Annotated in this window: 12 protein-coding genes; 3 read left to right on the forward strand and 9 right to left on the reverse strand. The window is 72.0% G+C overall.

What is annotated here, in order from left to right; genetic code table 11:
* Nucleotides 1-448: 448 nt before the first annotated feature.
* The 4 genes from O7615_RS31890 to O7615_RS31905 form a co-directional block, all read right to left on the reverse strand.
* Nucleotides 449-910 (reverse strand): PH domain-containing protein, encoded by a 462-nt coding sequence (locus tag O7615_RS31890; RefSeq protein WP_278181499.1) that lies wholly within the window; start codon nt 908-910, stop codon nt 449-451.
* 76 nt (nt 911-986) lie between these two features.
* Nucleotides 987-2,033, reverse strand: coding sequence for a DMT family transporter (locus tag O7615_RS31895; RefSeq protein ID WP_278181500.1), 1,047 nt, complete (start codon nt 2,031-2,033; stop codon nt 987-989).
* On the reverse strand, nt 2,030-2,875 hold the full coding sequence (hisG, locus tag O7615_RS31900; RefSeq protein WP_278181502.1) for an ATP phosphoribosyltransferase: 846 nt from the start codon (nt 2,873-2,875) through the stop codon (nt 2,030-2,032). Before hisG ends, O7615_RS31895 begins: the two co-directional genes overlap by 4 nt.
* 45 nt (nt 2,876-2,920) lie before the next feature.
* Nucleotides 2,921-3,202, reverse strand: a complete 282-nt coding sequence (locus O7615_RS31905) for a phosphoribosyl-ATP diphosphatase (protein ID WP_347405137.1) — start codon at nt 3,200-3,202, stop codon at nt 2,921-2,923.
* Nucleotides 3,203-3,322: 120 nt separating this feature from the next.
* Here O7615_RS31905 and O7615_RS31910 point away from each other — a divergent pair, with 120 nt between their 5' ends.
* From O7615_RS31910 to O7615_RS31920, 3 genes are read left to right on the forward strand one after another with little or no spacing between them, the layout of a single operon-like run.
* A complete protein-coding gene (locus tag O7615_RS31910; RefSeq protein ID WP_278181504.1) occupies nt 3,323-4,189 on the forward strand; it encodes an ABC transporter substrate-binding protein in 867 nt (288 codons plus the stop codon).
* Nucleotides 4,186-5,031 (forward strand): amino acid ABC transporter permease, encoded by an 846-nt coding sequence (locus O7615_RS31915; RefSeq protein WP_278181505.1) that lies wholly within the window; start codon nt 4,186-4,188, stop codon nt 5,029-5,031. Before O7615_RS31910 ends, O7615_RS31915 begins: the two co-directional genes overlap by 4 nt.
* Nucleotides 5,028-5,813: an amino acid ABC transporter ATP-binding protein gene (locus tag O7615_RS31920; RefSeq protein WP_278181506.1), complete on the forward strand. Its 786-nt coding sequence runs from the start codon at nt 5,028-5,030 to the stop codon at nt 5,811-5,813. Before O7615_RS31915 ends, O7615_RS31920 begins: the two co-directional genes overlap by 4 nt.
* Here the strand turns inward: O7615_RS31920 and O7615_RS31925 are convergent.
* The 5 genes from O7615_RS31925 to ribH form a co-directional block, all read right to left on the reverse strand.
* Entirely contained in the window at nt 5,791-8,661 is a 2,871-nt protein-coding gene (locus tag O7615_RS31925; RefSeq protein WP_278181507.1) for a BTAD domain-containing putative transcriptional regulator, read from the reverse strand. The two genes, O7615_RS31920 and O7615_RS31925, sit on opposite strands and share 23 nt — an antisense overlap.
* Before the next feature lie 165 nt (nt 8,662-8,826).
* Nucleotides 8,827-11,958, reverse strand: coding sequence for a hypothetical protein (locus tag O7615_RS31930; protein ID WP_278181508.1), 3,132 nt, complete (start codon nt 11,956-11,958; stop codon nt 8,827-8,829).
* Nucleotides 11,959-12,132: 174 nt separating this feature from the next.
* Entirely contained in the window at nt 12,133-12,777 is a 645-nt protein-coding gene (locus tag O7615_RS31935) for an alpha/beta fold hydrolase (RefSeq protein ID WP_278181509.1), read from the reverse strand.
* 80 nt (nt 12,778-12,857) lie between these two features.
* A complete protein-coding gene (locus O7615_RS31940) occupies nt 12,858-13,502 on the reverse strand; it encodes a ThuA domain-containing protein (protein ID WP_278181510.1) in 645 nt (214 codons plus the stop codon).
* Between the two features lie 14 nt (nt 13,503-13,516).
* Entirely contained in the window at nt 13,517-14,017 is a 501-nt protein-coding gene (gene ribH / locus O7615_RS31945; RefSeq protein WP_278181511.1) for a 6,7-dimethyl-8-ribityllumazine synthase, read from the reverse strand.

Raw genomic sequence — 14,017 nt, forward strand, 5'->3', positions numbered from 1 at the left:
GCGTGGTTCGACGCTGATGGGGCCTCCTCGAGTCGGTTCTTCATGCGTGGCCGACCCCTGCGGCTCCCGGTGGGAACCGACCCGGAAAGCAGAAGGCCCCGGCGCATGCCAGGGCCCGCTCGACCGGTCGGCACGATCACAGGATCGCGCATCCGGGACCGGGACGTGCCCGGAACCGGAGACCGGACCCGGCCACCGACAACGGCGACTCGGGTGGGAGCAGGCGCTCCACTTTCGTGGCCGCCCGCGCTATGCGGACAGCCTGGTCGACCCCACAACACTACACCCTCGGCAACCGACCTCTCAAACCGGGCACCCTCGACCCGCTCCCAAGATCCGCGCAGTATCAGGGATGTTGCTGCCTCAACTCCGACCGAGGCAGCAGTATCACCGAAGTTGCGCGGATCATGAGGGAGTGGGCGAGGGGAAGCTTGGGCCAGGGGTAAGGTCAGCGGCCGGCGAGCGTGGCCAGGTGGGCCTGGTGCAGCCGGCGCAGGGCGCGAACCCCGTCGACGGCGAGCTGTTCGTCGGCAGCCTGGAGCGCGACCACCGGCAGGAGATCGTCGTCGTGCAGTTCCAGCGCGGCCCACGGGGCACCCCGATCGAACCGGATCCCCCGCACCACGTCCCAGGGCAACTCGTACGAGCCGATCACGTTGCGGACCCGCACACCCCGCGCGTCCGCCTCGACCCGGGGCCGGGTGAAGAGCAGGACACCGAGGGCGAAGAGGACTCCGAGCCCGATCATGGCGAGCTGGTCACCGCGCTGGAAGGTGCCGTAGCCGTTGCCGGTGGGGCCGGTCAGCGTGGTAGCGATCACGGCGAAGACCACGACCAGCAGGACGGCCGATACCCAGCAGACCAGCCGGATGCGCCGGGGTCGGAGACGGATCAGCTCAGTCTGGCTCATGCTGGCACTCCGCTTCGCTGCGCGCCACCATGAGGCACCACCGCCCTGAGCTGATGATTCGCTCGCCGACGCTCGCTCATGGCACCAGTTTGCCATCCGCTCCTGGTGGCCGGTTCGGCGCCACACGGGCGTCGGCGCCGGCTGGGGCCGTCCGGGAGGCCGGGCTCGCACCGGCGGGCGGAGTCACGGCGGGCGTCGGCGTGGCACGGGTGGTCGATCGTGGACCCCAGCTGGCGACCAGCACCGCGAGCAGGGTGAGCAGCGCGCCGGCCAGCACCGGCAGCCGTGCCCCGGGCCCGCCCGGCAGCAGCATGTCCAGCAGCAGGGCACCGCCGAGCTGCCCGGCGACCAGGGCCAGACCGGTACGCAACACACCCGCCGCGCGGACCCCCACGACCAGGCTGGCCACGATGACGACGCCGAGCAGTCCGCCGGTGTAGAGATGCCAACCCTGCGGCCAGGCCACCGGCGGGCCGGTGAACGCGCCGGCCAGCGCCGCGACGAGCAGGACCACCGGCGTACTGACGGCGAAGTTGACCGCGACCCCGGCGGCGGCCGAGCCGGCCGCCGAGATCCGGCCGTTCAGCGCGGCCTGCAACGCGACCGCGACCCCACCCGCCACGGCCAGCAGGAGTACGCCGACCGCCAGCTCACCCACCGGCTGGCCGGCCTGGGCCAGTGCCACCGCCGCCACCCCGAGCAGGGCCCCGGCGACCCTGGGCGTGGTCAGCGGCAGCCGGCCCACCGGGGCGAGCCCGCTTCGGTCCGACGCCAGTCCGCCGAGGCTGCTGCCGGCGACCTGGGCGATGGTGAAGACCGCGACCCCGAGCACCGGTACGGCGTACGCGGCGAGCACCACGATGGCCGCCCCGCCCAACCCGCCCAGGTAGGACCACCATGGCAGCCCGGAGCGCCGGAGGGCGACGAGCCCGGTCCGCATCGACGGCAGCACCAGCAGCCCGACCAGGATCAGCAGCGTCCCGCCGGCGTTGTTCACCACCGCGCCGAGGCTGGCGTTGCCGACCCGTTGACCCAGCTCGCCGTTGACCGCACCCTGCGCCGCAGCCGCCGCGCCGCCGGCGGTGACCAGGGTGAGCGCGAACGCGGCCGGCGGCGGCCTCACAGCCGGCAGGCGTGGATGTTGGTCACCAGGATCGCCCGGGCGCCCAGCTCGTACAGCTCGTCCATGATCCGGTGCACGTCGTCGCGGAGCACCATGGCCTGCACCGCCACCCAGCCCTCGCGGTGCAGCGGCGAGACGGTGGGCGACTCGATGCCGGGGGTCAGCGAGCTGGCCCGATCCAGCAGCCCGGCCGGCACGTCGTAGGCGAGCATCACGTAACGGCGGGCCACCAGCACCCCGTGCAGCCGACGTTGCAGCTGCTCGGCCTGCGGGTGGGGCGCCGCGCCGGCCCGGCGTACCAGCACCGCCGAGGAGTGCAGCAGCGGCTCACCGAAGACCACCAGACCGGCCTGGCGCAGGGTGGCCCCGGTCTCGACCACGTCGGCGACCACGTCGGCGACGCCCAACCGGATGGCGTTCTCCACCGCGCCGTCGAGGCGGATCACGTCGGCCTTGACGCCCAGCTCGGCGAGGTGACGCTCGACCAGCCCCGGGTACGCGGTGGCGACCCGGTGACCGCCCAGCTCCCGCACGTCGTCGACATCGTCGGGTCGGGCCGCGAACCGGAACGTGGCCCGGCCGAAGTTGAGGTCGACCACCTCCTCGGCCGGCGCGCCGGAGTCGATCAACAGGTCGCGGCCGGTGATGCCGACGTCCAGGTCACCGGAGCCGACGTAGGTGGCGATGTCCTTCGGCCGCAGGTAGAAGAACTCGACATCGTTGGGCTGGTCCCGGCAGACCAGGTCCTTGGCGTCGGTGCGCTGGCGGTAGCCCGCCTCGCGCAGCATCTGGGCGGCCGACTCGGCCAGGGTGCCCTTGTTGGGTACGGCGACACGCAGCATGACGGAGTGCTCCTTCGATCGGGTTCGGGTCGACGGTGGGGGCACTCACAGATGTCGGTAGACGTCCTTCAGCTCAAGACCACTGGCGATCATCAGCACCTGGACCTGGTAGAGCAGCTGGGAGATCTCCTCGGCGGTGCGCTCGGGCCCCTCGTGCTCGGCGGCCATCCACGACTCGGCCGCCTCCTCGACGACCTTCTTGCCGATGAAGTGCACGCCCTTCTCCAGCGCGGCGACCGTGCCGGAGCCCGGGGTGCCGGCGGCGGCCTTGGCCTGCAGCTCCGCGAACAACTCCTCGAACGTCTTCACGGAGACGGATTCTCCCAGTCGCCGTCGGTCGTCGCGCGCGCCGGGTCGGTGGTGACCGGTGGGCGGGACCGGGATTCCCTACCAACATGATGGGACACCTCTTCGAGCCCCGCCTATGGTGGTCGTACGCTGTCGGCCATGGTCAGCACCCCACGCATTCTCACGCTCGCCACCGCGAGCGCCCTCCTGCTGGCGGTCACCGCCTGCGCACCCGAACCCGAGCCCGCGCCCGGGCCCACCTCCACCGCCGGGGCGGCGTGCGCCAAGGACAGCCTCGCCACCCAGACGCCGGGCAAGCTCACCATCGCCACGGACGAGCCGGCGTACCCGCCGTGGTTCGTCGACGACAAGCCCGACAACGGCGAGGGCTTCGAGTCCGCCGTGGCCTACGCGGTGGCCGAACGGCTCGGCTACGCCCGCGACGACGTCGTCTGGACACGGGTGCGGTTCGACGCCGCCATCGCGCCCGGGCCGAAGAACTTCGACTTCGACATCAACCAGTTCTCCATCACCGCGGAGCGCCAGCAGGCGGTGGACTTCTCCGCCCCCTACTACCTGGTGCGGCAGACGGTCATCGCGCTGAAGTCCGCCCCGATCGCCGGCAAGACCACGCTGGCCGACCTGCGCGGGGCCAAGCTCGGCGCCCAGGTCGGCACGACCAGCTACCAGGCGATCACCGACGTGATCAAGCCGACGGTCGAGCCGCAGGTCTACAACAGCAACGACGACGCCAAGCAGGCCCTGCAGAACGGCCAGATCGACGGGCTGGTCGTGGACCTGCCCACCGCGTTCTACATCACCGCCGCCGAGATCGAGGACGCGGTGATCGTCGGGCAGCTGCCCCAGGTGGGCACTCCCGAGGCGTTCGGGCTGCTGCTGGACAAGGGCTCCCCGCTCACCGGTTGCGTCAGCTCCGCGGTCGACCAGCTCGCCGGCGACGGCGTGCTCAAGGAGTTGGAGCAGCGGTGGCTCGCCCAGGTGGCGGGAGCGCCCGAACTCACGTGAGCACAGCCCTGCACGACCCCTCGCCCGCCCAGCGGGCCCGCGACGCGTACCGCCGCCGGCAGACCCGGCTGAGCGTGCTGATCGCCGCCGCCTCCACGGCGGCGGTCGGCACGCTGCTGGCGGTCACGGTGACCGGGGCACCGGGCTGGGAGCGGGTACGCCAGACGTTCCTCGACCCGCAGATCGCCCGGGACGCGCTGCCTCGGGTGCTGACCGGGCTCTGGCTGAACGTACGGCTGCTGGTCTGCTGCGCCATCGGCGCCCTGCTGCTGGGGCTGCTGATCGCGATCCTGCGGACCCTGCGCGGGCCGGTCTTCTTCCCGATCCGGGCGCTCGCGGCCGGCTACACGTACACCTTCCGCGGCCTGCCACTGATCATCGTGCTCTACCTGTACGCCTTCGGCGTGCCCGGCCTGCGGTTGCAGGGCACACCGTCGGTGCTGGTGCTGGGCGGGCTGGCGCTGGTCCTCACCTACAGCGGCTACCTGGCCGAGGTGTTCCGCGCCGGCATCGAGTCGGTGCACCCCAGCCAGCTCGCGGCGGCCCGGTCGCTGGGGCTGACCTACCGGCAGACCATGCGGCACGTGGTGCTGCCCCAGGCCGTGCGCCGGGTCGCGCCGCCGCTGCTCAACGACGTGGTGGCGTTGCAGAAGGACGTCGGCCTGGTCTCGCTGGCCGGGCCGATCGACGCGGTACGGGCCGCGCAGCTCGCCACCGCACAGACCTTCAACTACACGCCGTACATCGTGGCCGGCGTGCTCTTCGTCCTGCTCGCCATCCCGCTGATCGCCGTCACCGACCAGGTGACGCTGCGGGCGGCCCGACGCCAGTCCGGAGGATGACCATGGACGTGCGGCCAAGCCCGGACACGGCGCCGAGCGCGGACGTGTTGCGGTGCCGGGGGCTGCGCAAGGAGTTCGGCGGGCAGGCCGTCCTCGACGGTCTCGACCTGGCCGTGGCCGAGCATCAGGTGGTGGCGCTGATCGGGGCCTCCGGATCCGGCAAGTCGACCCTGCTGCGCTGCGTGAACCTGCTGGAGGAGCTGCACGACGGGACGATCGAGCTGGACGGCGAGGAGATCTCCGCGCCGGGCGTCGACCCCGACAAGGTACGCCGCCGCATCGGCATGGTCTTCCAGTCGTACAACCTCTTTCCGCACCTGAGCGTGCTGGACAACGTCACCCTCGCCCCGCGCCGGGTGCACCGGCACTCCCGGGCCGAGGCGGAGGCCCGCGCCCGCGAACTACTGGACCGGGTGGGGCTGGGGCCGAAGGCCGACGCGTACCCGGACCGGCTCTCCGGCGGCCAGCAGCAGCGGGTGGCGATCGTCCGCGCGCTGGCCAACTCGCCCCGGCTGCTGCTGCTCGACGAGGTCACCTCGGCGCTGGACCCGGAGCTGGTCGGCGAGGTGTTGACCATGATCCGCGACCTGAAGGCCGAGGGCATGACCATGGTCCTGGCCACCCACGAGATGGGCTTCGCCCGCGACGTGGCCGACCAGGTCTGCTTCCTCGACGGCGGCCGGGTCCTCGAATCCGGCCCGCCCGCCCAGGTCCTCGCCGAGCCGACCCACCCCCGCACCCGCCAGTTCCTGGCCCGCATCATCGAAGCCGGCCGCCTCTGACCGGCTGGGCGGCCAGCCGGTCACGCAGCAGTGCCACCAGTTCCGCCCAGTCGAGCAGGCTCCCCCGCGCCACCGCCGCCTGGTACGCCGGCCCGGACAACGCCTTTCGGACGGCGTTTGCGCTGCGCGGCGCGTCGATCGGGTCCATCCGCTCCGGGAAGTAGCCGATCGGGGCGCCGAGCGCCGACACCGCACCGACCAGGACGGCACCCAGTTCCGCCTGGCCGGTACGGGCCAGCACCCCGGCCAGCGAGTGCACCAGAGCCAGCCAGCTCGCCCGGTCGTTGCCCGGATCGGTGTCCAGCGTCAACGCCCGGAGCGTGGCCAACGCCCGCTCGGGCCGACCCTGGTCGACGCTGACCTTGCTGTCGGCCCAGCCGGCGGAGAGCACCGCCCACCAGTGGCCGCACTCGCGGGCCAGCCGGTTCGCCTCGGTCAGCTCTCGATGCGCCCGCTCCAGGTCACCACCGGCTCGACTGATCTGGCCGCGTACGGTCAGTGCCTCGGCGCGGATGCCCGGGTGCCCGACCAGCTCGGCCAGGGCGACCGCCTGATCCGCGACGGCCACCGCACGGACCAGGTCACCACTCACCATGATCATCGACGCCAGGTAGCTGACCGCGGTCGCCCGCACGTCCCGGGCATCGACCCGCTCGGCGAGGTCGGCCGAGGTACGGAAGACGTCCGTGGCGGCGGCATGGTCCCCGACCAGGTAGGTGACCCCGCCGATGGCGAGCAGCAGCCGGGCCCGGACCAGCAGCAGCTCCTTCTCCCGCTGCGGCTCGGCGGCGATCCGGTCGAGCAGGGCGGCCTCGGCCATCCGCCCCCAGCGGGTGCCGTCGCTGATCTGGCCGGTACGGAACCAGAACCAGGCCAGCGCGGCACAGATCCGGGCCGCGCCGAGCGCGTCCCCGGCGTCCAGGGCCGACTCCAGGCCGGCCGCGATGTTGTCCCGTTCCTGACGCAGACGCTGCATCCAGTGCGCGCCGTCGGTGGTGAGCAGCCGCTGCTCGGCGGCCTCCACCAGCCCCAGCAACCAGGCCCGGTGCCGTGACCGGGACGTGGCGCGTTCCACCCCGGAGAGCAGGCCGGCGGCGTAGTGGCGGATCGAGTCCAGCATCCGGTATCGGCGCGTGCCGCTGGTCGCGTCCACCATCACGAGTGACTTGCGCACCAGGCCGAGCAGCACCGGAAGGACCCGGGGATCCGCGCCGACCCGCTGGGCCGCGGCCAGGTCGAACCCGCCGTCGAAGACGCTGAGCTGGCGGAACAGTCGCTGCTCGGACGGGGTGAGCAGGTGGTGGCTCCACTCGATGGTCTGCTCCAGGGTGGCGTGCCGATGGCCGCCGGATCGGCCGCTGTCGAGCAGGGCGAACCGGTCGTCGAGCTGGTTCACGATGTCCCGCAGGGACAACGCCCGGCACTGGGCGGCCGCCAGCTCGATGGCGAGCGGGAGACCGTCCAGCCCCCGGCAGAGTTCCTCGGCCACCGGGCGATCCGCCTCGGTCAGCCCGCCGCCCGGCAGCACCACCGCCATGCGGGCGGCCAGCAGGGTCACCGCGTCCTCCGGCGGCAACGACGCCAATTCCAGCAGCGCCTCTCCGGCGATGCCCAGCGGCTGCCGGCTGGTGACGAGGACCCGCATTCCGGGCCCGGCGGCGAGCAGGGCCGCGACCGTCTCGGCGACCCCGTCCACCAGGTGCTCGGCGTTGTCCAGCACGAGCAGGGTGTGCCGCCCGGTGAGCAGCCGGGCCAGCTCGGCCAGCCCCGACGGCAGCGGCAGACCGAGGGCGTCGGCGACGGTACGCGCCACCAGTGCGTCGTCGCGTACCCCGGCCAGCTCGACCACCCAGGGCCCGTCCGGATCGGCCCGCTCGCGGAGGCACTCCATGGCCAGCCGGGTCTTGCCCACCCCACCCGGACCGACCATCGTCACCAGGCGGTGCTCGGCGAGCAGGGCGTGCAGCCGGGCCCGATCGGCGTGCCGGCCCACGAAGGAGGAGATCGCGGCGGGCAGGTTCCGGCTCGACGGCAGGGCCCGGGCGGCGGCGCCGGCGAGGGCAGGAGTACGGGAGACGGGGGCGCACAGGGACTCGTCCTGTCCCAGGATGGCCTGCTGGACCCGGTGCAGGCCCGGCCCGGGGTCGGTGCCCAGGTCGGCCGCGAGCCGTTCCCGGGCCTGCCGCAGCACGGCCAGCGCGTCGCCCTGCCGGCCCGCCCGGTACAGGGCCACCGCCAGCAACTCCCAGCCGCGTTCCCGTAGGGGATGCTCGATGACCAGCGCCTGTAGGTCGCCGATCGCGGTGGCGAGGTCGCCGACCGCGAGCATGGCCGCCAGGCGCAACTCCCGGGCGGTTGCCTGGAGCGACTCCAGCCGGGTCACCGTCGACACGGCGAACGGCGCGTCGGGAAAGTCGGCGTACGCCGGGCCGCGCCAGAGCGTGAGCCCTTCGTCGAACCGGCGCAGGGCCGCCTCGGGATCCCCCCGATCCAGGTACCGGCCGCCCTCGGTGACCAGCCGGGTGAAGCGTTCCGCGTCCACCGTCTCGGCCGGCACCCGCAGGGCGTACCCGGGCCCCTCCCGCACCAACAGCCGGGGTGGGGTACGGGCTGCCCGTCCCGGCTCCAGCGCCCGGCGCAGGCCGGCCACGTAGCCGAAGAGGGTGGCCGTGGACGGTGGCTCGGTGTCGCTCCACACCTGTTCCAGCAGCCGTTCGGCGGAAACGGTGCTGCCGCCGACCGCGAGCAGTGCGGCGAGCACGGCCCGCTGGCGCGGACCACCGAGGTCGACCTCCCGGCCGCCGACCTCGGCGGACAGCGGACCGAGGACGCGGAACTGGACCTGCACTGTTCTCCCCACCCGGCCGGCGCCCTGATTCTGGCGCCAGCACCCCCATAGCCGGCGATCGGATGAAGATCCGATCAGATGGTGGCGGGTTCGTGCCAGTCGCGGTCCGGAAGACGACAGGTACCCGGCGGAAACCGCCGGGTACCTGTCGCTCGTCCCGTGGGCCTACTCGGTCACGATGCGCCGTCCGGTGGCCACCGCCTGCGCCGTGCGCACGCTCTGGATCACCAGGTCGACAGCGGGCAGTCCTTCCGCGTACTCCCCCGCGGCCAGCTTCTGCGACCAGAACACCAGCCGGTTCCGCATCACGTCGGTGCGCTGGTAGGTGAGGTACTCCAGGCAGTACGCGATGGGGTCGAGGGCGGTCTGCAAGGTGCAGCCGAGTCGCCGCTCACCGGCCAGCGGCGAGGCCCCGATCTGGCCCTCCGGCCTGAGCCGACACGGAAATGCCCGGTCGGCGCAGTAGTGGGACCGCCCGTGCTCGTAGGCGTCGGTGACCATGTTCAGACCGTCCAGGTCGGACGGCGTGCGGAACAGGCCCACCAGGTTGCTGCTGATCAGCTCGTCCTGGGTGATGGCGGTGCCGAACCCCAGCTTGATGTACGCCGTCATCAGCTTGGCCTGGGTGGTCAGCTGCTTGTTCAGGACGTGCAGGGTTTCCTCCGGCTTCGTCGGGTTCGGGTTCGCCAGTTCCCGGGTGACCCGGGTGTAGTAGTCCGCGGCCTGCTGGTGGAGCCAGTTGGTCGACCGTACGCGCGCCTCCTCCGTGTGGTTCGCATAGCTGGCGGACTGCTGGAACTGCGCCTTGTAGGTGGAGTCCCACTTGGCGATGTCCTGCGACGCCTGGCGGCAGGCGCCGGGCTGGCCGTCGTCGTGGACCCGGCAGACCTCACCGAGCGGGAAGACCCGCGTCCACTCCCGTACGATCCGCCAGTTGCCGTCCCACTTCTGCCGCGCCCGGATGGTGAACTGAAGGTCGGCCGTGGTGATCTCCCACCTGCCGGAGCGGCGGAGGTCCACGTTGGTCCAGCCCGACTCGTGGCAGAGCTGGACGGGTGAGTCCGCCCGGCCGTACTGCGCCACCCAGAGCGCCTGCGGCAGGTCGGCGTACCTGACCTGGCTGGGGCGGCTCAGGGCGGTCCCGCCCGCCGCGCAGGACGGCACGGTCGCCGGGTCGGCGGTCGGCTTCTGGCCGGCCGGCACCGCCTGGTTCGGGCCCGCGAACGGGTTGTGCCGGCCCGCACCGCGGATCTCGTCCCGGATGGTGGCGGCCCGGTTCGCCATGTCCAGCGCGGTGAACCGGTACTGCATGATCGCGTTGCGCATCAGGTTGTTCAGGTGACCGTAGTCGCCCGACGGCACCTTGTCCGCCCTGCTCAGATCCCGCGCCGCCGCCTGGATCTGGTCACCGGCCGCGATCAGCTCGTCGGACTGGCTGCTGCCGGTACGGGCGGCGTGCTGCGGGTTCTGCGCCAGCAACATCTGGTAACCGGTGGCCGCCAGCAGCCACGCCTCCGCGTCGACCGGGTTGTGGAACGCCTTGCTGCCCGAGGAGAGACTGTCGTCCTTGGCGTAGTTGTGCAGGTAGCCGATGGATCCGTAGGTGCCGTACGTGCCCAGCGCGAAGTCCGGGTCGGCCGCGTCGAAGGGCGCGATGAACCGGCTGTCCCGGGCCACGTCGGTCGCGTCGAACCTGAGGTCCTGGGCGGTGTCGCTGTAGTTGACACTGGCATCCTCGTACGGCAGCGGCTGCCCGGTACGGGCCTCGTACCCGACGGCGTGGTCGATGCGCCGCTTGATGTCGCTGACCGCGGCCGTCTTCTGGTTGGCGAAGATGGCGCTGCCCCACATGTCGACCCGCTCGGTCAGCCTGGCCAGCCGCTCGTTGATCTGGATCAGCTGGGCGTTGGTGGCGTTCTGCAACTCGATCACGACACCGAACTGGTCCAGCATGTCCGTGTAGATCGCACTCAGCCCGCGCTCGATCCGGTCGAAGCGGTCGTTCATGGTGTGCCGCAGATCCGCCACGTCCTGACGCAGCGCACGCAGTTGGTCGAGGATCTGCGCCTCCGGGCTGGGGCCACCGGCGAAGACCGGCAACAGGGCCGAGATGGCACCGAGCACGTTGCCGGTGAGGGCCAGGGTGCTCATCGAGGTCAGTGCCGCGCCGAGGTTGAGCCCCGCGACGGTCGGCAGGTACTGGTTGATGGCCGTGGCGATCTGGGTGGCCGCGCGGCCGACTCCGGCGATCGTGCGTCCGGCCCGTTCGTCGACGAAGCCGGCGAGCAGGGCGAGCACGTCCACCGCGCTGGCCGCCCCGTTGATCCACTGCTGCGCGTCGCCGGCCCGTTGTACCGCGGCCCGGTGCTCCTGGGTGGTGGGCTTCGGGCCGTCGTTCGCCAGCGGGAATCGTTCCACCAGCGCGCGCAGCACCTCGTTGTATCCGTCGACGCGACCACCGATCGCGCCCAGCAGGTCGTTGAGCTGCGCCAACGTGTCGGCCAGCCACAACTGGTTGTTCTGCTGGTGGTCCAGGATCGCGGTGACGTTCAGCCAGGTGGCCAGGAACGGGTCGGCCGCCAGGCTGTCGAGGGAGGCGGCAGCGTCCACGTTGTACTGCACGCCGAAGGTGGCGTTCCACGCCTCGCGAAAGGCGTTGTCGGCAACCGCGAGATTCGCCACCCCCTGCCAGATCCAGTTCTGCACCTCGTACGCCTGCTGGAACCAGGAGTGCTGGAACTGCGCGGCGGTGATCTGGTCCACCATCGAGCCGTAGTTGCGCAGCTGGGTGCCGACGGTCGACTCCATCAGCTCCTTCATGATCGGCGAGGCGACCGCTCCGCCGGGTGCCATCGCGCTCAGCTCCAGCAGCTTGAGCACGAACTGGTACGCCGGACGCTCCAGGTCGTCCGCGGTCAGCTTGCTGTTGTACCAGTTCCGCATCGTGACGGAGTGTTCGAGGAGCTGCTGCCGGGTGGCCTGCGGATGCAGCTGCCGGTAGCCGATCAGCTCCGCGCTGAGCATCAGGTCCTTGAAGCCGTCCGAGCCGTTGAGCCGGGCCCGCATGTGCATGGTGAACAGGGCTCGACGCAGGTTCGCCTCGTCGACCGAGACCGGGCTGGTGCTGGCGGCGGCGGGCGGCGCGACGGCGACGCTGCCCGCCATCATGCCCACCACCGCCACCAGCGCGGTCAGGGTCCGCAGGGCATGGGCACGCCAGCCCCGGCCCCTGTCCCTGGGCGTTGGGCAGACCGGCAGGTCTGTCCTGGTCACCACCGCGCCACCGGTGGCTCTCATTCGGCTTTGCACGTTCAATCCCCAATCTTTCCTGGCCGTACGGCCCTCGCCAGAGGCTGCCGTGGGCCGTTGGGAAAGCACTGGGAACCGGCGGGGAACGAGTTCAGTCGAGTCCACGAGGGGCGGTCTCAGGAGTCAGTCCCCGAGTTCCGGTGGGACGGGTCGGCAGCGCCGTCAGAGCAGCAGGTACGCGGTCAGCCGGTCGGCGAGTTGCTTCGGGTGGCTGAGCCCCACCGCGTGGCCGCCGTCGATCTCGTCCGGAGTGACGCCCAGGCGGTCGGCAGCCACCCTGCGCTGGAAGTCCGCCGGGAAGAACCGGTCCTCGCGGGCGATGAGCACCGTCGTCGGCACCTCCGGCCAGGCGTCCAGGGGCCACGGCTCGTTCCACTCCGCGCTGACCTGCTCCCGGCCGTGCGAGGCGGCCTCCGCGACGATCTCGGCCGGCACGCCGTTGTAGAACTGCTGCTCCTCGCTGAGCCCCGCCACGCCGCGGTAACCGGTGTTGTCCCACCAGTCCCCGGGCCGCTCACCGGGCTCGGGGACCATCGGAGTGAGCAGGACGATCAGCCGCACCGGCAACCGGTCGGCAACCAGCGGCGCGGTGAACGCACCGTACGAGTGCCCGACGACCACCAGGTCGCGCCGGTCACCGATCGCGTCGACGACCGTCTCGCAGAACTCGGCGAACCCCGCCGAGCTGTCCTCGATCGGCAACTCCGGCACGACCACGTCATGGCCGCGATCGGCCAGCTCGGGGACCAGCCGATGCCAGTCCCAGGCGCTGCCCCCGCCGCCGTGGATCAGAACGAAACTCGCCACGCCCCGAAGCCTCACATAGGGGTACGACAACAGCCACCGGGGCACCGAATGCGGGGTCGCGCGATCCGCCGCGACCGCCACTACCCGTGGCGCAGCACTGAGGCGATGCCGCCGCGGAGGTGCTCCCGCAGCGCCGGATCGGCGTACGCCTCCGCGGCGTGGCCGAGTGACGTGTAGAAGCAGCGGACATTGTCGTGCACGTGCGACCAGGCGACGGGATGGTCGGCGCCCATCGTCCCGCCCCGGTAGGACGACTCGTCGACCTGGAGCAGCACCCGGACGTGGGCGCGCGGGTTGGCGTCGAAGTCGTACCACTCGTCGACGTGATCCCACACCTCGCCGAGGTGGGCGCTGGCCGGGTGGTCGGGGTCCGTGACCAGGATGCGCCCCGGCTGTAGCGGCGGGTGGCCGGCGAACCCGGCTCCGATCAGCCCGCGGAAGAAGGGCCAGCCGGTCTCGGTGTTCGCGGCGCTGTGCACGCCGACGAAGCCGGCACCGTCCGACAGCCGCCGCCGCAGGCCGGCACGCTGCCGATCGTCGAGGACCTCGCCGGTGGTGCTGAGGAACACGATGCCGTCCACATCGGACAGATCTGCGGTGAAGACCCGGGCGTCCTCCGTGGCGGAGACGGCGAAGCCCAGGTCGGAGATCGCGGCGATCGCGGCGGGAATGCTGTCGTGCCGATATCCGGCGGTCTTGCTGAAGACCAGGAGGGACTCGGTCATGGGTCAGCTCAGGCTCAGGCGCCGAAGCCGACCCGCTGGTTGCCCGACATGGCGACCTCGCGGATGGCCAGGGCGGCGTCGAGGGCGGCCACGGTGGCCGACCAGCCCTTGTCCTCGGCGGAGTCGGGCAGCCCGGCGCGGTCGCGGGCCTGCTCGATGGTGTCCACGGTGAGCACCCCGTGGGCCACCGGCTTTCCCTCGTCCAGGGCGATGCGGGTCAGCCCGTCGGTGACCGACCGGCAGACGTAGTCGAAGTGGGCGGTGGCGCCGCGCACCACGACGCCGAGGGCGACCACCACGTCGCAGCGCCGGGCCAGGGCCTGGGCCACCACGGGCAGCTCCACCGAGCCGGCCACCCGGGCCACCACGGCACGCGCGCCGCACGCCTGCGCGGCGGCCACCGCCCGGTCGAGCATGTGGTCGGTCAGCTCACCGTGCCACCGCGCGGCGACCACGCCCACGGTCAGCCCGGCCGCGTCGACCGGGGTCGTTCCCGGCTCACCGAAACCCGCCAT

Origin of the sequence: Micromonospora sp. WMMD1082, from assembly GCF_029626175.1 — a bacterium.
Lineage (GTDB): Bacteria > Actinomycetota > Actinomycetes > Mycobacteriales > Micromonosporaceae > Micromonospora.